At 69.1% G+C, this 25,438-nt stretch carries 20 protein-coding genes and 1 pseudogene; 18 read left to right on the top strand and 3 right to left on the bottom strand.

Features of this window, described 5'->3' with window-relative positions; genetic code table 11:
* Positions 1–34: 34 nt before the first annotated feature.
* The 9 genes from rsmI (at position 35) to GV126_RS37515 (ending at position 16,557) form a co-directional block, all read left to right on the top strand.
* A complete protein-coding gene (rsmI, locus tag GV126_RS30700; RefSeq protein WP_159672751.1) occupies positions 35–880 on the top strand; it encodes a 16S rRNA (cytidine(1402)-2'-O)-methyltransferase in 846 nt (281 codons plus the stop codon).
* A gap of 52 nt (positions 881–932) precedes the next feature.
* Positions 933–1,682 carry an HNH endonuclease family protein gene (locus GV126_RS30695; protein WP_159674287.1) on the top strand — a complete coding sequence of 250 codons (750 nt, stop codon included), beginning with the start codon at positions 933–935 and terminating at the stop codon, positions 1,680–1,682.
* Between the two features lie 348 nt (positions 1,683–2,030).
* A complete protein-coding gene (locus tag GV126_RS37235) occupies positions 2,031–13,019 on the top strand; it encodes a LamG-like jellyroll fold domain-containing protein (protein ID WP_159672749.1) in 10,989 nt (3,662 codons plus the stop codon).
* A 111-nt stretch (positions 13,020–13,130) separates the two neighbouring features.
* A complete protein-coding gene (locus tag GV126_RS30685) occupies positions 13,131–13,604 on the top strand; it encodes a hypothetical protein (RefSeq protein WP_159672747.1) in 474 nt (157 codons plus the stop codon).
* 228 nt (positions 13,605–13,832) lie between these two features.
* Complete coding sequence (locus tag GV126_RS30680) at positions 13,833–14,330, top strand: DUF4265 domain-containing protein (RefSeq protein WP_159672745.1); 498 nt, start codon at positions 13,833–13,835, stop codon at positions 14,328–14,330.
* 108 nt (positions 14,331–14,438) lie between these two features.
* Complete coding sequence (locus GV126_RS30675; protein ID WP_159672743.1) at positions 14,439–14,879, top strand: DUF4304 domain-containing protein; 441 nt, start codon at positions 14,439–14,441, stop codon at positions 14,877–14,879.
* A gap of 433 nt (positions 14,880–15,312) precedes the next feature.
* Positions 15,313–15,825 carry a hypothetical protein gene (locus tag GV126_RS30670; protein WP_159672741.1) on the top strand — a complete coding sequence of 171 codons (513 nt, stop codon included), beginning with the start codon at positions 15,313–15,315 and terminating at the stop codon, positions 15,823–15,825.
* Positions 15,826–16,060: 235 nt separating this feature from the next.
* Positions 16,061–16,369, top strand: coding sequence for a hypothetical protein (locus GV126_RS35955; RefSeq protein WP_185948274.1), 309 nt, complete (start codon positions 16,061–16,063; stop codon positions 16,367–16,369).
* Entirely contained in the window at positions 16,255–16,557 is a 303-nt protein-coding gene (locus GV126_RS37515; protein WP_159672739.1) for a DUF4265 domain-containing protein, read from the top strand. The genes GV126_RS35955 and GV126_RS37515 overlap by 115 nt, the downstream gene beginning before the upstream one ends.
* Before the next feature lie 989 nt (positions 16,558–17,546).
* Here GV126_RS37515 and GV126_RS30660 read toward each other — a convergent pair.
* On the bottom strand, positions 17,547–17,831 hold the full coding sequence (locus GV126_RS30660; RefSeq protein WP_159672737.1) for a hypothetical protein: 285 nt from the start codon (positions 17,829–17,831) through the stop codon (positions 17,547–17,549).
* 2 nt (positions 17,832–17,833) lie between these two features.
* Between GV126_RS30660 and GV126_RS35950 the strand changes: the two are divergent.
* The 3 genes and pseudogenes from GV126_RS35950 to GV126_RS30650 all read left to right on the top strand — a co-directional run.
* Positions 17,834–17,948: pseudogene (locus tag GV126_RS35950) on the top strand (IS5/IS1182 family transposase); the annotation flags it as partial.
* 119 nt (positions 17,949–18,067) lie between these two features.
* On the top strand, positions 18,068–18,604 hold the full coding sequence (locus tag GV126_RS30655) for a hypothetical protein (RefSeq protein ID WP_159672735.1): 537 nt from the start codon (positions 18,068–18,070) through the stop codon (positions 18,602–18,604).
* A gap of 168 nt (positions 18,605–18,772) precedes the next feature.
* The gene (locus tag GV126_RS30650) at positions 18,773–18,997 is read left to right on the top strand and encodes a hypothetical protein (protein ID WP_159672733.1); all 225 of its coding nucleotides are present in this window, start codon (positions 18,773–18,775) and stop codon (positions 18,995–18,997) included.
* Between the two features lie 50 nt (positions 18,998–19,047).
* On the opposite strand, the gene GV126_RS30645 is transcribed toward GV126_RS30650, so the two are convergent.
* Together GV126_RS30645 and GV126_RS30640 are read right to left on the bottom strand one after the other, a co-directional pair.
* Positions 19,048–19,254, bottom strand: coding sequence for a DUF397 domain-containing protein (locus tag GV126_RS30645; protein ID WP_159672731.1), 207 nt, complete (start codon positions 19,252–19,254; stop codon positions 19,048–19,050).
* Positions 19,255–19,261: 7 nt separating this feature from the next.
* Positions 19,262–20,098 carry a helix-turn-helix domain-containing protein gene (locus GV126_RS30640; protein ID WP_159672729.1) on the bottom strand — a complete coding sequence of 279 codons (837 nt, stop codon included), beginning with the start codon at positions 20,096–20,098 and terminating at the stop codon, positions 19,262–19,264.
* A 235-nt stretch (positions 20,099–20,333) separates the two neighbouring features.
* Between GV126_RS30640 and GV126_RS30635 the strand changes: the two genes are divergently transcribed.
* From GV126_RS30635 to GV126_RS30610, 6 genes are all read left to right on the top strand, one after another.
* Entirely contained in the window at positions 20,334–20,756 is a 423-nt protein-coding gene (locus tag GV126_RS30635; protein ID WP_159672727.1) for an ATP-binding protein, read from the top strand.
* A 339-nt stretch (positions 20,757–21,095) separates the two neighbouring features.
* The gene (locus GV126_RS30630) at positions 21,096–21,926 is read left to right on the top strand and encodes a glycoside hydrolase domain-containing protein (RefSeq protein WP_159672725.1); all 831 of its coding nucleotides are present in this window, start codon (positions 21,096–21,098) and stop codon (positions 21,924–21,926) included.
* A gap of 85 nt (positions 21,927–22,011) precedes the next feature.
* The gene (locus tag GV126_RS30625; protein ID WP_159672723.1) at positions 22,012–22,401 is read left to right on the top strand and encodes a hypothetical protein; all 390 of its coding nucleotides are present in this window, start codon (positions 22,012–22,014) and stop codon (positions 22,399–22,401) included.
* Between the two features lie 65 nt (positions 22,402–22,466).
* Positions 22,467–23,087: a type 1 periplasmic-binding domain-containing protein gene (locus tag GV126_RS30620; protein WP_159672721.1), complete on the top strand. Its 621-nt coding sequence runs from the start codon at positions 22,467–22,469 to the stop codon at positions 23,085–23,087.
* 343 nt (positions 23,088–23,430) lie between these two features.
* Entirely contained in the window at positions 23,431–24,072 is a 642-nt protein-coding gene (locus GV126_RS30615; protein ID WP_159672719.1) for a SurA N-terminal domain-containing protein, read from the top strand.
* Between the two features lie 135 nt (positions 24,073–24,207).
* Positions 24,208–25,209, top strand: coding sequence for a nucleoside triphosphate pyrophosphohydrolase (locus GV126_RS30610; RefSeq protein WP_159672717.1), 1,002 nt, complete (start codon positions 24,208–24,210; stop codon positions 25,207–25,209).
* Positions 25,210–25,438: the final 229 nt, after the last annotated feature.

The following is a 25,438-nucleotide window of genomic DNA, read 5'->3' as shown; positions in this document are numbered from 1 at the left end:
GGACCGGGGGCGAGGGCTTGAGAGGATGAGGGATGTGACTGGAACCCTTGTCTTGGCGGGCACTCCCATCGGCGACGTGCAGGACGCCCCGCCGCGGCTCGCCGCGGAGCTGGCGGAGGCGGACGTGGTGGCCGCCGAGGACACGCGGCGGCTGCGGCGGCTCGCGCAGGCCCTCGGCGTCACCCCGCGCGGGCGCGTCGTGTCGTACTTCGAGGGCAACGAGTCCGCCCGCACCCCGGAACTCGTCCAGGAGTTGCTGGGCGGGGCGCGGGTGCTGCTGGTGACGGACGCGGGCATGCCGTCGGTGTCCGACCCGGGCTACCGGCTGGTCGCCGCGGCCGTCGAGCAGGACGTCCGGGTCACCGCCGTGCCCGGCCCGTCCGCCGTGCTCACCGCGCTGGCGCTGTCCGGGCTGCCGGTGGACCGGTTCTGCTTCGAGGGGTTCCTGCCGCGCAAGGCGGGCGAGCGCACCTCCCGGCTGCGGGAGGCCGCCGAGGAGCGGCGCACGCTCGTCTACTTCGAGTCCCCGCACCGCATCGAGGAGACGCTCGCGGCGATGGCCGAGGTGTTCGGCGCCGAGCGGCGCGCCGCCGTGTGCCGGGAGCTGACCAAGACCTACGAGGAGGTCCGGCGCGGCGGACTCGGCGAGCTGGCCGCGTGGGCCGCCGAGGGGGTGCGCGGCGAGATCACCGTGGTCGTCGAGGGGGCGCCCGAGAAGGGGCCCGCGGAGATCGACGCGGCCGAGCTCGTCCGGCGGGTCCGTGCGCGCGAGGAGGCCGGCGAGCGGCGCAAGGAGGCCATCGCGGCGGTCGCGGCCGAGGCCGGGCTGCCCAAGCGGGAGGTGTTCGACGCGGTGGTGGCGGCCAAGCACGCGGGGTGAGCGGGAGCCCGGGGCGGGCACATGGCGGGGGCGGGGGCCGGCGCGGGGCCTGCTGCGGGGCGGGCTCGCGGTGTGTGCCGCGGTGGCGTTGGTCGCCGGCTGCAAGGACACGACGGACGGCGCCGGCGGGGCCGGCGGCAGCGGGGCGCCCGCGCCCGCCTCGGACGGACACGCCGTCAGCCCGCTGCGCAACCCGGACGGGACCAAGCCGGGCCTGGCCCCGGTGACCGGCGAGGCGGACAAGGCCGCCGCCCGCAAGCTCATCGCCCGCGTGGCGACGAAGGGGCGCGGGCCGAAGACGGGGTACGACCGGGACGAGTTCGGTTACGCCTGGATGGACACCGCCGACGGCGTCCCGTGGGCGCGCAACGGCTGCGACACCCGCAACGACCTGCTCAAGCGCGACGGCGAGGACCTGAGCTACCGCAAGGGCTCGAACTGCGTGGTCGTCTCCATGACCCTGCACGACCCCTACACGGGCCGGACGATCCACTGGACCAAGTCGCACGCCACCACCGTGCAGATCGACCACGTGATGCCGCTGTCCTACGACTGGCAGATGGGTGCCGCGCACTGGACGAAGGACAAGCGCGAGCAGATCGCCAACGACCCGCTGAACCTCATCCCGGTGGACGGCCCCGCCAACTCCGCCAAGAGCGACTCGGGTCCGGCGACGTGGCTGCCGCCGAGCAAGAGCATCCGGTGCGCCTACAGCGTGCGCTTCGCCCAGGTCTCACTGAAGTACGAGCTGCCGGTGACGGCGGCGGACAAGCAGATGATGCTGCGTCAGTGTGGCGGATGACCACCAACAGCACTGGAACGACTCGGATCTGAGTCACCGCCAGGTGAAGGACCGATGCGGAACCCGTGACGGTTCGGCAAAGGTGTTCACAAGTGGCAAACGGGCGACGGACAGCAAATCGGTCGGGTTTCGCAAGAACTCGTCAAGCTCTGCACAAGATCAGCTTTTGAGTCTGTCCACAGGTTGTTCACAGCCAGCAAGATCGGCACGTTTCTTTGTCGATTTTTGATTGCTGGAGTCGAAGCCGTGCCTCTGTGGCCGCTCAGCCGCCGCCTCCGCCGAGGGCGCCCCGCGGGGTTTGCACGACCCGCCCGCCGCACCCGTCGCGCGCGCCGGCCCCTCGCCGTGGTGGTCCTCACCGCGCTCGCGCTGATGCTGACGACCGACCAGGCGCTCGCCGAGGGCCGCGAGCTGGGCCGCATCCAGCTGCCCGGGATGAGCCTGTCGTCGTTGGCGTCCTGGTTCACCGACCCGCACTGGGGCAAGCTGCCGCACCAGCGGTCCGGCACGGCCGCCGGGCACCGGCACCACGTCTCCGCCTCCGCCACCGCCGCGCACCGCGGCACCGGCCACGCCCCCGGCAAGGGCCGCGGCGAGCTGGCCGCCTACCAGCCGCACCGGGCCACCGTGCAGCACGGCCGCAGCCGCGGCGGCGTGTTCGACCCGCGCACCAGCAAGCGCGACGCGACCAAGTCCACGCGCACCGAGACGGTCTACGACAACGCCGACGGCTCCACCACCCGCCGCATATCCCCCGTCCCGGTCAACTACCAGGTAGGAAAGGGCCGGTGGGCGCCCATCGACGTGGACGTCCGGGCCGGCCCGGACGGCCGCTGGCACGAGAAGGCCAACTCCCTCGCCGTCGACTTCGGCGCCAAGGCCACCGACCCGGCCCTCGTCTCCCTCGCCGCCGACTCCGCCCACCGCGTCACCTACGGCCTGAAGAACGCCGCCCCCGTCCGGGGCACCGCCGCCGGCTCCACCGTCACCTACCCCGGCGTCCTGGACGCCACCGACCTGAAGGTGGCCCCCACCGCCACCGGCGTGAAGGAGTCGGTCGTCCTGCACTCCGCGGACGCCGCGAACTCCTGGACCTTCCCCCTCGCCCTGAAGGGCCTCACCCCCGTCCAGCGCCACAACGGCTGGATCGACCTGCGCGACGCCGACGGCAGGACCGTCGAGCGCATCCCCCCGGCGTACGCCTACGACTCCCATGTCGACCGCCGCTCCGGCGACCCCGCCACCACCCACGACGTCACCACCGAACTGCTCCGCGCGGGCAAGGACGGCTACGCGCTGAGGATCACCCTGGACAGCCGCTGGCTGCACGACGCCCACCGGGTCTTCCCGGTCACCGTCGACCCGACCGTCGACGACGGCTGGACCACCACCTACGCCGAGTCCGGCGCCGGCAACAACGTCGACCACTCCTACGAGCAGACCATCAAGGTCGGCTCCTACGACTCCGGCACGCACGCGGCCAACAGCTTCGTCAACCACTGGGACACCGCCTGGGACGGCAGCAAGGCCACCGTCACCGCCGCGACCCTGCACCTGTTCGACACCTGGGCGTCCACCTGCACGCCGGAACGTTTCGACGTCGCCCTGGTGACCAGCTCCTGGACGCCTGAGTCCGTCACCTCCTACCCGGGCCCGTCCATGGGCTCCTCCATCGGCAACGCCACGCCCAGCGTGCCCAACGCCTGCGCCAACACGGGCGCCGACCGCTCGGTCGGCGACTGGGTGAGCGTCCCGCTGTCCACCTCCGCGATCCAGGGCTGGTTCAACGGCACCACCGCCGACCACGGCCTGGCGGTCTACGCCGTGACCACCGACGCCGCGCACTGGAAGCAGTTCGGCTCCTTCAACGACCCGGGCAAGGGCCCGTGGCTGGAGGTCACCTACACCGGCAACACCGCCCCGCAGCTGTACGAGCAGTTCCCGCCGGACAACTCCGTCGTCGGCACCACGCAGCCGGAGCTGACCGCCTGGGCGGGCGGCGCGAACTCCACCAGCGGCAGCGGCAACGAGTACCTGTTCCAGGTCTTCGACGCCACCGGCACCACCAAGATCGTCGACTCGGGTCTGATCTCCACCGGCGACTGGACCGTGCCCGCCGGCAAGCTCGCCTGGGGCAAGAACTACACCTGGGCCGTCCAGGCGTACGACCCGACGACCAAGCTGTACTCGCCGGCGACGCTGTACGCGTTGTCCGTGCAGGTCCCGCAGCCCGTGATCACCTCCGGGCTGTCGCAGAACAGCAGCGACCACGGCTTCGACGCCGCCATCGGCAACTACACCACCTCCGACACCGACGCCTCGATCTCCACCGTCGGCCCCTCCCTGGACGTCGAGCGCGACTACAACTCCCGCGACCCGCGCTGGACGGGCGCGTTCGGCGCCGGCTGGTCCAGCATCTTCGACTCCCGGGCCACCGAGCAGTACACCGCCTCCGGCGCGGTCTCCGGCGTCGTCGTCACCTACCCCGACGGCTCCCAGGTCGGCTACGGCAAGAACGCCGACGGCACGTTCACGCCCGGCAGCGGACGGTTCGCCACCTTCACGTCGGTCACCGGCGGCTACACGCTGACCGACAAGGACGACACCGTCTACACCTTCACCCAGTCCCTGGGCTCCGGTGGCTACGGCCTGACCTCGGTCACGGACGCCAACGGCCGGTCGGTGACCTTCACCTGGACCAGCGGCCACATCACCAAGATGGCCTCCGCGGTCTCCGGCCGCTCCCTGACGCTGACCTGGTCCACCCCCTCGGGCGCGCTCACCGCGCACGTGGCGACCGTGGTCACCGACCCGGTCACCCCGGGCGACGCCACCACCGCCCAGACGTGGACGTACGGCTACTCCGGCGACCGGCTGACCAAGGTCTGCTCGCCGCTGTCGAGCACCAAGTGCACCGTCTACGGCTACGACTCCGGCTCCGGCTACCGCAACGCCGCCCTCGACCTGGACCCGCACGCCTTCTGGCCGCTGTCGGAGACCTCCGGCACCACCGCCAAGGACGCCGTCCTCGCCAATGAGGGCACGACCAACGCCACGTACGAGAACGTCACCCTCGGCCAGAGCACCGGCCCGCTGACCGGGTCGTCCGCGAAGGCCGCCACCTTCAACGGCACCTCCTCCGACGTCGCGCTGCCCAAGAACCTCGGCAACGACACCGACTCCGGGGCGATCTCCCTGTGGTTCAAGACCTCCCAGGGCCCCGGTGTGCTCTACTCCTACGCCTCCCAGCCGATCGGCTCCGGGCAGGCCGCCGGGTTCTACACCCCCTCGATCTACGTCGGCACCGACGGCAAGCTGAACGCCGAGTTCTGGTACAGCGGCGGCGTCAACCCGATCGTGTCCGCCGCGTCCGTCGCCGACGGCAAGTGGCACCACGTGGTGCTCTCCGCCGCCGGCAACTCCCAGACGCTGTACCTGGACAACGCCAAGGTCGGCTCGCGCACCGGCACCGTCTCCATCAAGAGCGCCACCGCCTTCGGCAAGAACCAGTCCTTCAACTACCTCGGCACCGGCTTCCTCGGCGGCTCCTGGCCCGACGAGTCGCACTACTCGACCTCCGACGGCACCGGCTACGCCACCTACTTCAACGGCTCCATCGCCGACGTCGCCTGGTACAGCCGCCCCCTGGTCGCCGCCGACGTCAACGCGCTCTACACCTACGGCACGCACGGCGCCAGCCTGCTGAGCAGCATCACCCGGCCGTCCGGCAAGACCTTCGCGGCGATGTCGTACGACTCGGACAGCACCACGCTCACCCAGCTCACCGACGAGAACGGCGGTGTGTGGAAGCTGGGCGCGCCCACCGTCACCGGCTCCAGCGACACCTACCGCGGCGCGGTCCTCGGCGGTGCGCCCACCGAGTACTTCCGGCTCGGCGAGGCGGCCGGCGCCGCCAAGGCCCTGGACGAGGTGCGCGGCGGCGACGGCACGTACAGCGGGGTGACGCTCGGCGCGGCCGGGCCGTTCAGCGACCACAAGGCCGCCTCGTTCAACGGCACCGACTCCTACGTCGAGGTGCCCGACGCCCTGCTGCACGCCCACAACGACCGCAGCGTCGAGCTGTGGTTCAAGACGTCCTCGCAGGGTGTGCTGATCGGCGACCAGTCCGTGCCCGTGGCCGGGGCGACCGCCGCGTCCGGCACCTGGACCCCGGTGCTCTACGTCGGCAGCGACAACAAGCTGCACGGCCACTTCTGGTCCGGCACCGCCACCGGCGGCACGGCCTTCTCCTCCACCGGCACCGTGACCGACAACACCTGGCACCACGCCGCGCTCACGGTGACCGGCACCACCCAGGTCATGTACCTGGACGGCGTCCAGCAGGCCACGGTGACCGGCGCGCCGAACGACCAGTCGAACAGCCACCTCTACCTGGGTGCCGGATTCGCCAAGAGCTGGTACGACTCGCCCGGCGACGTCAGCCACTTCAAGGGCTCCCTCGCCGAGGTCGCCTTCTACGGGACCGGGCTCACCCAGGACGACATCGAGGCGCACATCGAGGCCGCCAGGAACTCCACCGGCCTGCTGCCCGTGGAAACCGTCAAGGTCACCTCGCCGACCGGCTCCACGCTGACCTACACCTACGACGTCGTCCACGGCAACCGCGCCCTGACCGAGACCGACGGCCTGGGCAACAAGACCAGCTTCGGCTACGACACGGCCGGGTTCGAGCACACGGTCACCGACCCCAACGGGGCGATGACGATCACCGGCCACGACGTGCGCGGCAACATCGTCTCCTCCACGTCCTGCCAGGACCAGGCGGCGAACAAGTGCAGCACGGAGTACTACACGTACTACCCGGACGACACCACGGCCCAGCTGACCACCGCCGACCCGCGCAACGACCAGCTGCTGACCGAGCGTGACGGGCGGTCGGCGTCCGCGACCGACCCCACCTACCTGACGTCGTACACCTACGACGCGGCGGGCAACCAGACCGCGGTCACCGGTCCGCCGGTGGCCGGCTTCCCCGCCGGCCGCACCGTCACCACCGAGTACAGCGACGGCACCAGCGCCTACCCGGCCGCCGACGGCGGCGTGGTGCCCAAGGGCCTGCCGGTGAAGACGGTCAGCCCGGGCGGCGCCGTCAACAAGGTGTCGTACTTCAAGAACGGCGACGTGGCCTCCACCACCGACGCCATCGGCCTGGTCACCCAGTACACCTACGACGGCCTGGGCCAGGTCACCAGCCAGAAGGTCATCTCCGACACCTACCCGAACGGCCTGGTCACCACCTACACCTACGACGCGGCCGGCCAGGTGGTCGAGGAGCACGACCCGCAGCTCACCGACCGGGTCACCGGCGCCACCCACGCCGCCGTCACCACCACGGTCTACGACGAGGACGGCAACACCACCTCGCAGACCGTCGCGGACGCGAGCGGCGGTGACAAGCCGCGCACCCAGACGTGGACCTACGACGCCTACGACCACGTGGCGACGGAGTCCGACGCCAACGCGGCCGAGAACGCCCCCAACGGCAACACCACCACGTACACGTACGACTCCTCCGGCAACAAGACCAAGGAGGTCACCAGCGCCGGCAACGAGACCCGCTACACCTACGACGACAACGGCAACCTGCTCACGCAGGGCCTGATGTACACCGGTGACCCGACCGACCCGCAGCCGCCGACGCTGCTGATCGAGTCCTCCCGGGCCTACGACCCGGCCGGCCGGCTCGCGTCCGTCACCGACGCGATGGGCAACACCACGTCGTACACGTACACCGACGACGGCCTGACCGCGACGGTCAAGCGCACCAGCGCCGACGGCACGAGCACGTACCTGCTGGAGTCGGACAGCTACGACGCGGCCGGGAACCTGGTGCAGTCCACCACCGACAACGGCGAGACCGTCACCAAGTACACCGTCGACGCCGCCTCCCGGACCACCTCCACCGAGCTGGACCCGACCGGCGTGGACCGTGTGACCACCGTGTCGTACACCCCGGACGACCAGGTCGCCACCGAGAGCGACCACGACGCCACCGGCTACGACCGGACCACCACCAACACCTACGACGCCATGGGCAACCTGCTCAGCGAGACGCTGTACGGGGACGCCTCCGGCCACCCGGCGGGCTGGTGGAAGCTGGACCAGACGTCCGGCACGCACGTCACCGACGCCTCGGGCGGCGGCAACTCCGCCCAGGCCGCGGGCGTCACCTGGAGCGACGGCGCGGCCAACTTCGCCGGCACCTCCGGCCAGCAGATCGCCACCAACGGCCCCGTGCTCGACACCAGCGCCTCCTACACGGTCTCGGCGTGGGTGAAGATGAGCGCGCTGCCCACCCACAACGCGACGGTGGTCGCGCAGACCGGCACCACCAACAGCGCGTTCATGCTCCAGTACAACTACGCGCACACCAGCGCGCCGCTGTGGAGCATGGAGCAGACCAGCACGGACGCCTCCAGCGCCACCTTCCCGGCGGCGTACTCCACCGCCAAGCCCACCAGCGGCGACTGGACCCACCTCGTCGGCGTGTACGACGCCGCCACGGGCGCCGTGAAGATCTACGTCAACGGCACCCTGTCCGGCTCGGGCACCAACACCGCCCCGTGGAAGGCCACCGGCCCGCTCACGATCGGGCAGGCCAAGTACGCGGGCAACCCGACCGACCTGCTGCCCGGCGCCGTGTCCGACGTGCAGGTCTACCAGCGGGCGCTGTCGGACACCGAGGTGACCTCGCTGTACGGCAAGGGCCGCGACGGCGGCACGGTCGGCTCCTCGGACGCGCAGACCACCACGTACACCTACGACCGGCGCGGCCTGCCGACGTCCATGACGGACGCCGAGCACCACACCACCGACTACTCCTACGACGAGGCGGGCAACCTCGCGGTCACCACCGCGCCCGCCGTGCAGGCCGAACCGGACGGCACCACCGCGGCCACCGTGCGGCCGGTGACCACCAGCGGCTTCAACACCTTCGGCGAGGCCGTCGAGGAAGAGGACCCCAACGGCCTGGTCACCACGACCGCCTACGACGCGGAGGGCAACAAGGTCTCCGAGACCCTGCCGCCCTACACCCCGGCGGGCGCCACCGCGCCGAACGCGGGCACGACCGTCTACACCTACGACAGCGAGGGCAACCAGACCTCGGTCACCACGCCCGGCGGCAGGACCACGCAGTACCTGTACGACCAGATGGGCAACCTCGTCCAGACCACCGCCCCGGACGGCACCAAGACGCACGCCACGTACGACCCGAACGGCGAGCAGCTGTCCATGACGGACCCGGCGGGCGCGCAGACCCAGGCCACCTACGACTTCCTGGGCCGGCAGCTGACGCAGACGACGCTGGAGCGCTACCCGTCCACGCGCACGCTGACCACCACCAACTCGTACGCGGTGACGACCGGCAACCCCTACGGCGCGCACGTCGCCTCCACGACCACCCCGGGCGGCGTGAAGACGACGTACGGCTACGACCGGGCCGGTGAGATCACCTCGGTCACCGACGGCGCGGGCAACACCACCCGCTACGCCTACGACTTCGAGGGCAACACCACCAGGACGACCCTGGCCGACGGCACCTACACCACCGTCGACTACAACGTCGACGGCGACCCGACGGCCACCCGCGGCTTCGACGCGAACGGCACCGAGCTCTGGGAGACCTCCCAGACGTACGACGGCGTCGGCAACATGACCGCCGCCACCGACGCCAACGGCCACACCAGCCACTTCACCTACGACGCGGCCGGCACCGTCACGCAGGAGATCCAGCCGGTCGACGCCTCGACGTCGATCACCACGACCTTCGGCTACGACGCGGCCGGCAACCGCACCCGCTTCACCGACGGCCGCGGCAACTCCTGGCGCTACACGTACACGCCGTGGGGCCAGCAGGAGAAGGTCATCGAGCCGACCACCGCGAAGTACACCTCCGCGGCCGACTCGACGACGACCTTCGCCTACGACGCCGACGGGCAGATGACGAACGTCACCCTGCCCGGCGGGGTCACCACGACCATGACGTACGACGCCGTCGGACAGCTCAAGACGATGTCCGGCGCCGGCGCCGACGCGGCCACCGCCAAGCGGAGCTTCAGCTACGACGCGGACGGGCGGGTGCTGTCGGCGGACACCGACGAGGCGGGCATCGCCGGGGCGGCGGACCATCAGGACGCCACCCACGAGGAGTTCACCTACGACGACCGCAGCGACCTGCTGACGGCCTCGGGCTCGGGCGGCTCCTCCAGCTTCGCCTACAACGACGACGGTCAGATGACCTCCCGCACGGACGCGGCGGGCACGACGACGTACGGCTACGACTCGGCCGGCCGGCTGTCGTCCCTGAACGACGCGGCCACCGGCACCCAGCTGACCTTCTCCTACGGCGTGCTGAACGAGCTGCGCAGCGTCAAGTACGGCTCGACCGGCCAGACCCGCACCTTCGGCTACAACAGCGCGCACGAGCTGACCAGCGACGTGCTGGTGCAGGGCGCCTCGACGGTGGCGAGCTTCGCTTACGGCTACGACAAGAACGGCAACCTGACGTCGAAGACGACGACGGGTGTCTCGGGCGCGTCGGCCAACACGTACACCTACGACTGGGCGAACCGCCTGACGTCGTGGAACGACGGCACCAAGACCACCACGTACGCCTACGACGCCTCGGGCAACCGCATCCGCAACGGCTCGGACGTCTACACCTACGACGAGCGCGACGAGCTGACCTCGGACGGCGTCCACTCCTACGACTACTCGCCGCGCGGCACGATGACGCAGGAGTCGTCGGCGGCCGGCGGCACGGTGACGTACCGGACGGACGCCTTCGGCGGCCAGGTCGTCGCGGGCGGGCAGTCCTACACGCTGGACGCCTTCGCCCGCAACATCACCGACACCGACACGGGCAGCGGGTCCCAGCGGACCTTCTCCTACTCGGGCGCGGACAACACGATCGCCTCCGACGGCGACGACACCTACACCTACGACCCCTCCGGCGGCCTCATCGGCATCAAGTCGACCGCCGGCGGCAGCGGAGTGCTGGCCCTGACCGACCAGCACAGCGACGTGGTGGGCACGTTCACGGCGGGGGCGACCTCGCTGGCGGGCTCGGTGTCCTACGACCCGCTGGGCAAGGTGATCTCGCCGACGAACACGATCTCCGGCCACCTGGGCTTCCAGTCCGGGTGGACCGAGCCGGGCACGGGGGACGTCGGCACGGCCTCGCGCTGGTACGACCCGGACACGGGCGTCTTCCTGAACAAGGACAGCATCTCGCTGGACCCGGTGCCGAACTCGGTGTCGGCGAACCCGTTCGCCTACGTCGACGACAACCCGCTGGGCGGTACGGACGAGTCGGGCAACTGCTCGATGTTCGACCTGGTGTGCCACGCCAAGAAGGCGGTGCACAAGGTCGCCCACACGGTCAAGCACGTCGCGCACAAGGTCTACCACGCGGCCAAGCACGTGGCCCGCAAGGTGGTCCACGCGGTCAAGCACGTCGCGCACAAGGTCGTGCACAAGGTGCGGGACTACTACCACGCCACCGTGCGGGTGGTGCGGCGCGTGTACCACTACGCCGCCAGACACGTCAGACGCGCCTATCACCGGGTCGTCCACGCGGTCCACTCGGCCTACCACAAGGTCTCGCGCGCGGTGCACCGCGTGGTGCACACGGTGAAGAAGGCGGCCAAGAAGGTCGCGCACGTGGCGAAGAAGGCGGCGCACGCCGTCTCCCGCGCGGCCAGGACCGCCTACCACGCCACCGTCAAGGCGGCGAAGTCCACGGCGAAGTTCGTCAAGCACCATGCCGCGGCGATCACTTCCTTCGTGGTCTCCACGGCGGTGTTCGCCGGCTGCGAGGCGATCACGGGCGGCGTCGGCTCCATCGGCTGCGCGGCCGCCGCGGGCGCGGCGGGCTCCCTGGTCGAGCAGGGCTTCAAGTGCGCGGAGAACGGCGGTGACGACTGCAGCGCCGGCGCGTTCGCGGGCTCGGCGGTCGAAGGCGCGGTCGCGGGCGCGGCCGGCGGCGCGCTGGGCAGCCTGGGCGGCAAGATCCTGTCGAAGGTCGCGCCGAAGGCGATGAAGGTCGTCGGCGGGCTGTTCGGCAAGGGCGCCACGGACGTCGAGGAGGCCGGCGCGAGGGACGCCACGGAGGCGGCGGCTTCGCGGGCGGAAGCGGACGGGGCGGGGACGAGGGCCCAGTCCCACTCGGAGGACGGGCCGGGCGGCGCCGCCGAGGAGTCCGGGCCGAGCTGCCGCATCGGCGGGCCGCACAGTTTCACCGGCTCGACCCGGGTGCTGATGGCCGACGGCACGACCAAGGCCATCGACCAGGTGAAGGTCGGCGACACGATCGCCAACTCGGTGCCGGGCGCCACGGGTACGGAGGCGCACAAGGTCACCGCGGTGATCGTGACGCACACGGACCACGACTTCGTGGACGTGACGATCAGGAAGACCCGACACTCCTCCGCCTCCACGGCCGAGAAGTCCGTGAAGACGGGCGCGAGGTCCCTGGCGAAGAAGGCGGCCCGCAAGGCGGCGCTCGGCCTGACGGCCTCGGCGGCGGTACTGGGCGCCCTCGCGGGCGGCCACGGCCCCGGTGCCCCGCACGAGCCGGCGACGGCTCCGGCGGCGGCGGTCAGCACGGTGTCGTCCGCGCAGGCCACGCAGGCCGGCGCGCAGGACGCCCACCTGACGACGACCTTCCACCACCCCTTCTACGACGAGACGCAGTCGGCCTTCGTCGAGGCGAAGGACCTGAAGCCCGGCGACGTCCTCCAGACGCCGACCGGCACGGCACAGGTCACCGGTGTCCGCCTGTACCACGCGAACACCACCACCTACGACCTCACCATCGGCACCCTCCACACCTATTACGTGGAAGCGGGCGAAACGCCGGTCCTCGTCCACAACGCGAACGCCGTGGCCAAGTGCGGCACCGCGCCGCCTGGGCACGTCTACAGAGGGGCATCCAGGTACAAGGACCTCAAGGACCCGGTCACCAAGAGGAATGTGCCGGGTACAGAGATCAACCACATGCCCGCCAATCAGAGTTCTCCACTCGGCTTGCGCTACGGGCCGTCGATCCAGATGGACGAGGCGGACCATGTCGCGACATCCAGTTGGGGACGTGGGGACGGGCCGGAAACCTGGCGGGCTGTCCAAAAAAACCTGATCTCTCAGGGAAGGATCGATGAAGCGATGCAAATGGACATCGACGACGTGGTCAGTAGATTCCCAGGGAAATACAACAATGCCATCGGAGAAATGATCGCGGATCTTCCGAATAATGCAGCATTCCAGGCGCTGCGTACCGTGAAGACCGGGGTGCACGTTCAGCTCACGCTCTTTTGACCCCGCCCGGAGGGGATGGGCAGGCCCGGCGTAAGGTCGGGTGCGTCTCACCGGCGGGACCAGTCCCCGGTGAGACGCCACCATGGACGTCTGTGACTGAAGGAAAAGCTCGTGGGTGAAGTGATTCCGTGGACCGGGCTGGGGTCGGCCCGTTTCGGGGAGAAGAGAGAGGTGCTGCGCGATCGGCTCGGGGAGTTCACCTCCTTCGTGCGGACCCCGGGGACCCCACCTGTGGATCACTACGTGCCTCTTGGGTTGCTCCTCAGCTTTGACCGATCGGATCGGCTCGTCTTCATCGAGGCGACGACAACGGCGCGGCCGACCTTGGCTTCTGTGGAGTTGTGCGGCCGCCCGTTCGGTGACGTCGTGGCCGATCTGGCGCGCATGGGTGTGACCGTGGAGGTGGATGATTCCGGTGGTGTCCTTCACGGCATGGGCGTTGCGCTGTACACGCCCGCGCCGGATGAGCCTGATGTCGAAGTGGAGGCCGTATCGCTCTTCGCTGTCAACAGATGTTCCGCCGATGTCCCTCCGGCGGATTCGACCGGGGCGACTGAAGAACCACAGGAAGACACGTTGTTTTGAGTGATCGCCACGGGGGCCCTTCGTTCCCGGCGTAAATGGCTTCCCTGAGGGATGAACGCTTCGGCTGATTCCCTGCGCTCCAGGTGGGGCCGGGCGTTTCGTGTCCTGTGGTCAGTTGGTCGGCAAGAGGGAACCAAGACGTTGTCGTCGCCCGATCTGTGCTGAATAATCGGGCTGAAGTTGTGTGGGCCATTTTTTGGTGAACACAGATAAGCAGGAGAGGCCGTGGTGAGCGAGACCACTTACATCGCCCACGAAGATCCCGTAGGCCGGGGTGCGGAGAATTATATCGCCATGGTGGATCTGGAGCCGTTCGGGTTCGAAAAAATGTGCGAACAAATCTGGCTGTCAACCCGCACCGGCGGAGGCTACGAAGTCGCCTGCATCCCGTTCCGTGCGTATGGGCTGGCTCTCGGAGATGTCGTGGAACTCCGTGACTCCCGGTTCGTGGAGAGAGTGGTCGAGCGATCCGGGCGACGAATTTTCAGGGTGTTCTTCATGGAGCCCCGCCCGAGGATTGACTCTCGCCTTGCGTTGAGAAATGCTCTCCAGTCGGGTGGCTTTCTCAGTGAGTGGAGCGGCGACCGCCACATCGCGATCGACGTCCCTGGATCATCGGACCCCAGTCCGCTGTTCCGGGCCGTTCAGTGTGAAATCGATGCAGGCACCGCGTTCTGGGAGTGGGGGGACTCCGAGCCCTTCCAAGGGCCAGCGACGTCGTTCTAGAGTCCACCGTACAGAATCCGGCTGACGGGCAACGTAAATCAGGTTGCATTACTACCCGGCATCTTCGTCCGGTTTGTTCGACGGCGCATTTTTGGCAGGAGTCGGCGCGTGGCCACCGCTCAGGAAATTTTTTCCACGGCAGTCCGCAAGGGGCTGTCTCCGGAATTGCGGAAGCTAGGTTTTACAGGTTCTGGGCAGGTTTTCGAGCTCCCAGACCCTGGAATGTGGCTCTTGCTCGGAATTCAGAAGTCTTCGGGTGTGACAGCCACCCGGTTGAGGTTCACGATCAATCTGGCCGCTGTGCCGAAGGAGAAGTGGCAGGAGGTGCTGGACGAGGGAGCGAAGTTCCCGGCGCGGCCGGTCCCGAACAAGGTTTACGGGAAGTGGGCATGGTGGTCGAGGATCGGTGATCTCATGCCCGGCGCACAGGACTTCTGGTGGACCGTGACGCCTGACACCGAGCCGGGGGAACTCGCGGGCAAGGTGCTGGCGGCGTGCTTGGACTACGCGGTGCCCGCGTTGCAGGCACAGCAGCAGAAGAATTGGTGAGGGTGTACGGAAACGGCGACATCGGTCGGCTCGGGGAGTTCACCTCCTTCGTGCGGTCCCCGGGGAGCCCACCTGTTGATCACTACGTTTCACGGGTTGCTCCTCGGCTCTGACGGATCTGATCGGCATGTCGCTCTGAATGCTGTCCCGCAACTCCGAAGCCGGCGGACCTGTTCGCGCAGAACATTTCGTTGAGAAAACCTCAGTGATCAACAACCGGATGCACCTAGGCACTCGGCGTCGAACCAAAAATGCTGATCGCCAGTAACCATTTCTGTGAAGAGTTCTATGCTCCACTGATTGAGCGGACCGGTGGTAAGATCCTCACCAAGACTCTGGCTGTCTGGAAGTAAGGGGCACCGTGGTACTCGAAGGTCCCGGTCGGGAATTTTCTCTGCGGAGGTCGTTGCTGGCAGTTATCGCTGCCAGTCGCATGGACACCATCGTCTCGTTGCATGCCGAGATGTCGGGCGACGCGGAGGATGCGTATCCCGCAGTCCAGGTGGTGGAATCCTTCTGGCGACAGTACGGGGGCCACGGTGACGAATCGAGTACTCGGCGAGCGGCACGACCGAAGGTAGAAGAATTGCGTGCCGCGGCCGAGAACTCACGGCGTCCGTGGGCACGTGCGGTGACAGCTGTACTCGACGCCGTTCAAGGGTTGATCGACATGGAGGAGGATGCGAGCCGACAACTGGCCCGAGTGATCGGATCCACGTACACCGTGGCCTTGGAGTTCGATCAGCACGGGTTGCCTGCGCCAGAGGGAGCGATCAGTTGGTTTTCTTTCGAGGCCGTGGGCCAGGCCGCCGCTGCGGATCAGCTCTGGTCGATGAGTAATCCGATTTCCGGTCAAGAACTCTTCCAGCTGCGGATCGACGCCGGAAGTGACGCGATGCACTATCACCGGGCGCTGAAAGAGTGGATGAAGAGCACCGCCTCCTAACCCGGGAGCGACTGCCCGAGATGTGCGTCGCCCGGCTCGGGGAGCCCACCTGTTGATCACTGCGTGCGGTGAGTGAAATGGCGAACCAAAACGCTGTCAGCCCAGATCCGTGTTATGGGGCGAGGACAGCGTCATCAGGCCGCGTATTGGCTCTGCGCCGACTGCATGCTGAATCATCGGACTGAAGTTGCGTGGACCATGTTTTGGTGAACACAGATAAGCAGGAGAGGCCGTGGTGAGCGAGACCACTTACATCGCCCACGAAGATCCCGTAGGCCGGGGTGCGGAGAATTACATCGCCATGGTGGATCTGGAGCCGTTCGGGTTCGAAAAAATGTGCGAACAAATCTGGCTGTCAACCCGCACTGGCGGAGGCTACGAAGTCGCCTGCATCCCGTTAGTGCGTATGGGCTGGCTCTCGGAGATGTCGTGGAAATCCGTGACTCCCGGTTCGTGGAGAGAGTGGTCGAGCGATCCGGGCGACGAATTTTCAGGGTGTTCTTCATGGAGCCCCGCCCGAGTGATGACTCTCGCCTTGTGTTGAGAAATGCCGTCCAGTCGGGTGGCTTTCTCAGCGAGTGGAGCGGCGACCGCCACATCGCGATCGACATCCCTGAATCGTCGGACCCCAGTCCGCTGTTCCGGGCCGTTCAGTGTGAAATCGATGCAGGCACCGCGTTCTGGGAGTGGGGGGACTCCGAGCCCTTCCAAGGGCCAGCGACGTCGTTCTAGAGTCCACCGTACAGAATCCGGCTGACGGGCAACGTGGGACCCACGGGCAGCGCCGCCTGGCGACTCCTCAGGCAGGGAGTCAAAATCAGGTTGCATTACTAGCCGGCATCACTCGTCCGGTTTGTTCGACGGCNGTTCCGGGCCGTTCAGTGTGAAATCGATGCAGGCACCGCGTTCTGGGAGTGGGGGGACTCCGAGCCCTTCCAAGGGCCAGCGACGTCGTTCTAGAGTCCACCGTACAGAATCCGGCTGACGGGCAACGTGGGACCCACGGGCAGCGCCGCCTGGCGACTCCTCAGGCAGGGAGTCAAAATCAGGTTGCATTACTAGCCGGCATCACTCGTCCGGTTTGTTCGACGGCGCATTTTTGGCAGGAGTCGGCGCGTGGCCACCGCTCAGGAAATTCTTTCGCAGGTCCCGGATGTGTACCGGTCGCTTCTGCCGGATGCGTCCCTCGGCACGGGTTGAGCAGCCGTGGGCCGGGGAGCAGGTGTCGCCTTGGAGCGTGGAATGAAGATCAGGATTTTCTATTGGCCGGGATCGAGAATCTAGAAGAATTCGTGCAGGGTGCGACTTCTGCGCAGGCCGCTGCGTTCGCCGCGGCCTGCGCAGAACGGGCGACTCCCATCCTTTTCTGGGTGGTTGCTGCGGATGGCCGGACGGCTGATCTGGAGACGTACGTACGTTCCTTGGATGCCTTGTGGTCCTCCGAGAACTTTTCGTCTGAACAATTCCGTGAAAAGCGAGAAGGGATTGCTGCGATGCGAGAGCTCGCTATTGGTGATGACGTCACCGGGGCTCGTGCATTCGCGTACCAGGGAGCTGTCGCCCTGTATACGGCGTTGGGTGCCCCTGCGGGACTGGGGGTCGGAGTCCTGCGTGACTGTTCATCAATAGTCCGTAACTTCTCTTTCCGGCTTGAGCGTCGGTGCAACGCACGCTTGTCGGGCGAAGAGGCTGATATTCAGCGGCGGGATATTGCTGACTTGTCAGCAGTTGTTGGGTACGGAGATGTGCAGAGAACGGAACTGCGGGAACGGTCTGCAGCATTGGGGCGGAAATGGCTTGACCTGGCGGTTGAGCGATTCGGCTGATGCCTCTGTCAACCATGCGCCCAAGGCCACCTGACGGCAACGCTGACGGACGTCGCCGAGTTGGTTGATGGGGTCGTGTTGGAGGCGCAGGCGAACGTGGGCGTAGACCTGGGCGGTGATGCCGATGTTGGCGTGGCCGAGCAGTTCCATGATGGTGACGAGTTGGACGCCCTGTTCCATGGCTGCGGAAACGCGGCATCATGCCGCGAATCGCACGCCGCGGGGTCGAGAGCTCAGCCCGCCTCGGCCGTCATCGTTGGGTGGTCGAGTGGACCATGTCGTGGCTGTCCGGCTGCCGTCGGCTCCATCGGCGCTATGAGCAGAAGCCCGAACACTTCCCTGGCTTTACTGTGATCGCGGTCATGCTCGTCTGCCTGGGCGTCCGAGTGTCAGCGCCGGCCGGTAACGTCTGCCAGGTGACCGACGACGCCGTCATCTGGAACCGGCTCGCTGCCTTGCTGCCGGAGGCCGAAGCCCAGGAAGTCAAAGACTGCTGGGACATCGGAGAGCAGGAGGCGGGGCTTGGTCTGCTCGTCTCCGGCATCCTCGGCCACAAGGTGCTGATCAGCGAGACGGTCAGGGCCCAGATCGCCGTACTCGCAGAGACCTGGGGCGAGCGGGAGGCCCTCACACCCCAGATCCTTCAGTGCCGTGTTGAAGGCGCACCGGGCCCCATGAAGTTGATCGAAGGCGACGAAAGCACCGTACCCGAGGCAATAGATATGGCCGAGGACCTGGCCGGTCTCGTCCTTGTCCCCTGGATCACCTGCACGAGATGCGGCCAGGTCCTCATGCGCGCCCATGCCCGAGAGAGCTGGGGAGATCTCTCCTACCTGGCGCGGCACTACGTCATCACGACGCCGAACCGGGCCACCATCCTGCGTCTGTTCCCTGCCGACAACGCCAGTGCGGCCTTCGATGCCCTCCAACGGGCATGTTCGGACGCACCATAAGAAACGGCGTCTTGCTGAATGTCCAATGTGGTGACCGTCGAAGTGTGGGATCCCTCGTACCGTCGCTCAGAGGTGCATCTGTCGGAGCTCCCGGATGTGTACCGGTCGATTCCGTCGGATGCGTCCCTCGGCCTGACCTTGGACGACGGTGAGGACGACTGTGTGATCGTGACGGTGGAACCGGAGTTCTCCACGGTCACGGCACTTCATTACCGGACGTTCTACAACCTGCAACTCGTCGACGATCCCGAACAGGTGGAGATCATGGTCGCCGGAGAGGAGATCCACTGGCCGAGGGGGTGCATCCTCCCCCGGGAGACAGGGATCCAGGTCCTCCTGGAGGCCGCGGACCGCGACCGGATGTGGTCCAAGCACACCTGGGTCGAACAGTGAGGTTGTCCGGCCTCGACGTATCGGGGTGATGATGTCCGGAAACGGCGACCTCAGCCGTTCCGCAGCGGGAATTCCTCGCTCTTGAGGGTGTCGAGGAAGGCGGCGAAGGCCGCGGTCGGGAAGGTGAGGGTGGCGCGGGCCGGGGCCTTGGAATCCCGGACGGCTGTGCGGGTGGGGGAGGCTGCGATCTCTACGCAGGCGTTGCCGTCGCCCTCGCCCGAGTAGGACGACTTCCGCCAGTTGTCGTGAGTGGCCATGGGTGCCTCACAGCTCCTTCGTCAGCCTGTGGATCAGGTCGCGGGACCGGTCGGGTGCGAGTGCCAGGGCCTTCACTTTACGGAAACGTGTTCGGTAGGCGTTCAGTTGGGCTTCGGAGTCGATGAAGACCGAGCCGTGGGGCGCGTCACGTACCACCGTGTCGAGCTTGGGTACCGGCCCGCCGGCGTAGGTCATGGTGCTTGAGGCCCTGGAGAAGCCGTCCAGGTCGAAGGGCACGACGCGCAGGGTGATGTGATCCGCTTCGGAGAGCTCGAGGAGGCGGTTGAGCTGGGTCCTTGAGGTGGCGCGGTCGCTGACCCTGATCCGCAGCGCCGCCTCGTGGATGATCACCTCGTAGGGGATGTCGATCGCCTGGCGCGCCATGCGGTAGCGGACGCGCATCTCGAGTTCGTCAGCCGTGAGTTCCGGGACCCTGGAGGAGAAGACGGCGCGCGCGTAGTCCTCCGTCTGCAAGAGGCCAGGGACGAACAGGATGGACACCTCGCGCAGAAACGAGCTGTGGTGGTCCAGCTCCGACAGGTCCAGGAAGGACGTGGGCAGCAGGCCCCGGTACTCCTCCCACCAGCCGCGCGTCCGGTCGGTGGCCATGGCCACCAGAGCGTCGACGAACTCGTCGTCCGTGCAGGCGTAGTGGGACGCCAGGCGGCGCAGTCGTTCCTCGCTCACGCCCGTCAGCCCGGACTCGATGTGGCTGATCTGGACGCGGCTCGTGCCGAGCAGTGCCGCCGCCTCACGAGCGGTGAGTCCCGCCGCCTCGCGGAGTCTGCGCAACTCGGTCCCCAGCCGCACCTGCCGTGCCGTCGGCTCGGACCTCAGCACCATCGACCGCTCCTTGCATCAACACGTCTGCTGGTGCAGCCCGTTCGAGGTCACCTTACGCGATCGGCTTGCTTCGGATAACAGGTTAGCCCTACCGTCGGTGACGCGACGCACACGCTGCGGATTTCCCGGGACCCCGGAAGCGCACCGCTCCGTCCTGCCACGACGGCTGCGGCAGGCCACCGCCCGGACGCCGCCGCGCATCTCATCCTCCACCGGCCTCGAACGGAGCTGCGCCATGTCCGAAAACGACGAAGTCCCGCGCGAACCCTGGGAGTACTGCCTCTACATCCCCAACGATCCCCGCGCCGTCACCGTCAGTCGCCGCACCCTCCGTCTGATCCTGACCCTGCACGGGCTGATCCGGCTGGTCGACGTGGCCGAGTTGCTCGCGACCGAGCTGGTCTCCAACGCCGTACGGCACACCAAGGGGCCCGCCGCCCTGCGGGTGCGCTGGGCGGCGGGGGTGTTGCGGATCGGGGCGTGGGACGCGGATCCCGCGCCGCCGGAGCCGCCGGTGCCGCTGGAGCAGACGGCTGAGGTGGAGGAGGGGCGCGGGCTGGCGCTGGTCAAGGCGTGCGCGGATCTGTGGGGATGGCAGCCGTTGTCCAGGGAGGGCAACCGGGGCAAGGTCGTCTGGTGCGAGCTGGCCGTGGCCTGACTCCGTCCCACGTGCAAGGAGCACGGGCAAGCCACCGGGCGGTGGGCGCGGCCCTGCGTGAGGAGTCCCGACCACGCATGTTTTTGCCGCCGCTTGAGGCAATCATGTGATGATCAAGAGACTCCGTTTCCCGTTCACAGGAACCGCATGGGTTACTTTGCGATCCGCTCAGGGCGCCCGGGGAGTCGGCAGACGGACCGCGCGCGCCCGTCAGGGGGACCAGCAACGTTTCCAGTGGACGTACGCCGCCGACCGCCGTCGTACGCCGCATCCGACACGCACGCCACGCAGGCACACCCGCGCACGCTCGCGCGCGGGCAGAGACAGACAGGGGTGGGGATGGCCGAGCACCGGCAGTCCAAGAAGCGCAGGTACATCACGTGGGCGGTGGCCGGGGCCGCTGTGCTCGCGGGCGCCGGGATCGCGGCGCAGACCTCGATGGCCGCCACCACCTGGCCCGCGCAGAAGACGTACACCGGCCGTGCCTTCGACACCTGCACCGCGCCCTCGCTGAGCGCCATGAAGGGCTGGCGCACCGACAAGTACTACGGTGCCGCCGCCGTCTACGTGGGCGGCAAGAACCGCGGCTGCAACCAGCCCAACCTCACCGCCTCCTGGGTGAAGTCCGTCAGCTCCCTGGGCTGGAAGCTCATCCCGATCTACGTGGGCGCCCAGCCGCCGTGCCAGACCAGCTCCAACCCGGAGAAGCTGACCGCCTCCACCGCCACCTCCCTCGGCACCACCGACGCCAAGGACGCCGTGGCCAAGGCCTCCGCGCTCGGGATGAAGACCGGCAGCCCCATCTACCTCGACATGGAGCCGTACGACACGACCAACAAGTCGTGCAACGACGCCGTGCTCGCCTACGTCCGCGCCTTCGACAAGGAACTGCGCGCCAAGACGTACCGGGCCGGTTTCTACGGCTTCACCAGCTCCAGCGCCAAGGCCATCGCCACCGCGAGCAACAAGGCCGACCTGCCGGGCAACCTCTGGTACGCCCTCTGGGACGGCAAGGAGACGACTACCACCGACTGGCCCTGGGGCTCCACCCAGTTCACCGACCACAGCCGCGGCCACCAGTACAAGGTGAACAGCAAGGAGACGCGCGGCGGCTACACCCTCACCGTCGACCGCGACTGGTGGGACGCCCCGGTCGCCATCACCGGCTGACCTTCCGCTCGCCCACGGGCGCGCGGGAGCGAGCGGCAAGGCGCGGGGTGAGCGGGACGAAGACGAAGGGGAGGGGACGGCACGGATGAGAGTGGTCGCCAAGATCGCCAGGTTCGGCAGGCTCGCCAGGTTCGGCAGGTTTGCCGTGCTGCGGCCGTACCTCGTGCGGGCCGGGCTGACCGCGCTGCCCCTCCTCAGCCTCGGCCTGCTGTGTCCCGTGCCCTCCCTGGTGATGGCGGTGCGCGGGCGCGGCGGCGGCGGACGCTGGTGGGCGTGCGCGGCGTTCAGCGCGGTGCTGGCCGCCTGGCTCACCGAGCTGGCCCTGACGCCGGAGGACACGCACGGGCTGCTCTTCGCCAACGACCTGCTGCTGATCCTGCTGTCCACGGTGGGCGCCTCCGTGCACGCCTGGACGGCGTGGCCGCGGCGGCCCGTCCGGCACACGGAGACGACGCCGGCGGCGATCGGCGGGTGACACCCGTGCACGGCGGAGGAAGAGCGAACGGCGCCGTGCACGGCAGGCAAGGAAGCAGGTAGGACGTGGCCAAGCAGGTACGGCAGGTGACGCAGGCGCGCCCCGCGCAGGCGCGGACCCGGGCGGGCGGCAGGTTCGCCGTGGTGGGGCGGGCCGTCGTGGCGCGGCTGCGCGCCCTGCGCGGGCGCACCATCGCCCTCGCGGGCGGCGCGGTGGCCGTCGTCGGCGCGCTCGTGGTGACCGGCGTCCTGCTCAGCCGCCACGACGACCGGCCGCCGATCCCCGACACCCGCGCCCGCCACTACACCGAGACCGACGCCTGCCTGCTCACGGGCAAGGACGGCATCATCGGCGCCCCGGCCGCCGACGTCTGGCAGGGCATGCAGGACGCCTCGCGCGCCACCCACGCCCGGGTCAGCTACGCCCAGGTGACCGGCGAGCAGAGCGTCGGCAACGCGCGGCCGTTCCTCAACGGCATGCTCCAACGCTCCTGCGACGTCGTCCTCGCCGTCGGCCGGCCCGAGGTCGCGGCGGCGAGCGAGACCGCGCCGCGCTACCGGAAGACCGGGTTCGTGCTGGTGGGCGGGGGGACCGCCGGGCAGAACGTGAGCACGGTGCGGGTCGGGGACGGGCTGCGCGCGGACGTGGCGGCCGCCGTCGAACGGGCGGTCAAGGCTCGCTCCTGAGCGTGAGTGGACCGCGGCGCGGCAGACGGGCGGATCGCGGCGGCAGAGGCGCGGCGGGGAGCGCGGCAGACGGGCGGCGGGCGGGCGCAGGGCGGATCGGCAGACGGGCGGCGGGCGAGGCGGCGGACGGACGCAGGGCCGATCGGCAGACGGGCAGTGGGCGAGGCAGTGAACGGACGCAGGGCGGATCGGCGGACACGCGGCGGCACGCCGGGCGCGGGCCGGTAGCGGAAACGCCCGGGAATCGTTGGTCGAATGGGTTGGCCGCGGACCGGCCGCTGCCTACCATCGATCACCGCAAGACTTTGTGCTCCGTCGCACAATCTCCCCTCAGGAGGTTTCCTTGCACCGCCGCCGTCGCACCGCGCTCGTCCTGTCCGCCGCGATCGTCGCGGCGGCCCCTCTCCTCACCGCCTGCGGAAACGACGCGCATCCCGGCGCGGCGGCCGTCGTGGGCGGCCACCGGATCACCGTCGCGCAACTGCAGAGCCGGGTGGACGAGGTGCGCCGGGCCCAGCGGGCGGCGGTGGCCGACGAGACGCAGTACCAGCAGGCCGTCGCCGGCACCGGCACCCTCACCCGGGACACCCTGCACCAGATGGTCCTGGACCGGGTGCTCGACCGTGCAGCCCGGGACGCGGGCGTCACCGTCACCGCCCGCGAGGTCCAGGCGATGCGCGCCGGGCTGGAGCAGCAGGCGGGCGGCCCGGAGGGACTGCGCAGGGCCTGGCTGCAGCAGTACGGGGTGCCGCCGCAGCGCCTGGACGACAACCTGCGCCTTCAGGTCGAGGCGCAGAAGCTGGCGGCGAAGCTGCACACCGACCCCAGCCAGCCGGCCTTCTGGAAGGCCCTGTCCACCGCCTCGGGCGAACTGCACATCGACCTCAATCCCCGTTACGGGGCCTGGGACGTGCAGAAGGGCAACGCCGAGGCGAAGACGCCGTGGCTGCGGGAGACGTCGGCGGGAGCCCAGCGGGCCGCGTGACGCGGCGGGGCTGACCCGGCAGGGCGGACGCTCATGCGGCGGGTGGGACGCGGGCGGGGCGCGGTCGGCGGCCCCGCCGTCCCTCGCCTGTGGACAACCCCAAAGAGCGTCGGCGCGGTGCGTTACGTTCAAAGCGTGAACACCAACGCCGCCGCCGCTGCCTCCGACGCCGCTTCCCCCGGCCGTGTCGTCCTGCTCACCACCAGCCACCGGGTCGCCCCCGGCCTGCTGTCCTGGCCCGCCTGGCAGGCGCTGCGCGCCGCCGACCGGGTGCTGTGCGCGGACGGCGCGCACCCGCAGCTGCCGTATCTGCGCGAGGCGGGCATAGCCGTGGAGGAGGCGTCGCCGACCGCCGAGGAGCTGGTCGCCGCCTGCGCGGGCGGCCGCACGATCGTGGTCGTGGCCACGGGCGAGGGCGAGCCGGCGCTGACCGACGGCCTGGCCCGGCTCGCCGGCTCCGGGCGCGTCAGCATGCCTGAGCTGGAGCTGCTGCCCGCCTCCTACGACCTGCCCGGCGCCCGCCTGCTCGACCTGGTGCAGGTCATGGACCGCATCCGCGCCGAGTGCCCGTGGTCCTCCCGGCAGACCCACCAGGGCCTGGCGAAGTACGTCATCGAGGAGGCGTACGAGCTGGTGGAGTCGATCGAGGACGGCGACCGGACGGAGCTGCGCGAGGAACTGGGCGACGTGCTGCTCCAGGTCGTCTTCCACTCCCGGATCGCCGAGGAGGACCCCGAGGAACCGTTCTCCATCGACGACGTGGCCGGCGGCATCGTGGCCAAGCTGATCCACCGCCACCCGCACGTCTTCGGCGAGGAGACGGCCGAGACGCCGGAGGAGGTCAAGGAGCACTGGCTGCGCACGAAGGCCGAGGAGAAGCGGCGGACCTCCGTGACGGAGGGCATCCCGCTGCAGCAGCCCGGCCTGGCCCTCGCCGCCAAGCTCGCCTCCCGTGCCCGCACGGCCGGCCTGGACGTCCCCCTGCCCGGGACGCCCGGCATCGGATACGAACTGCTCGCCCTGGCCGTCCGCGCCGAGGCGGAGGGCGTGGACCCGGAGGCGGCCCTGAGAGCGGCGGCCCGCGCCTACCGCGATGCGATCAGGGCGGCGGAGTCCGGGGCCGCCGGGAACGGGTGAGGCGTCACGGGTGACGGACGGGGGGGGGGCGGCCGCCGGCCCCCGGCGGGTGCCCGGCGGGCCCTGGCCCCTGGGCCGCCGGCCCGGGCGCCCGTCGGGTTGCCCCCCGGGGGCGCTCCCACGGACGCCGGCCTGAGGACGCCCGACACGCACCGCCCTCCGGGCCGGCCCGAGTGCCCGTCGCCGTGCCTCCGGGGGTGCCCTTCCCGCCACCCCCGGAGTGTCCGTC

It is taken from the genome of Streptomyces mexicanus (assembly GCF_902506575.1).
GTDB classification, from domain to species: Bacteria; Actinomycetota; Actinomycetes; order Streptomycetales; family Streptomycetaceae; genus Streptomyces; species Streptomyces mexicanus.
This window is presented reverse-complemented; position numbering and strand designations above follow the sequence as displayed.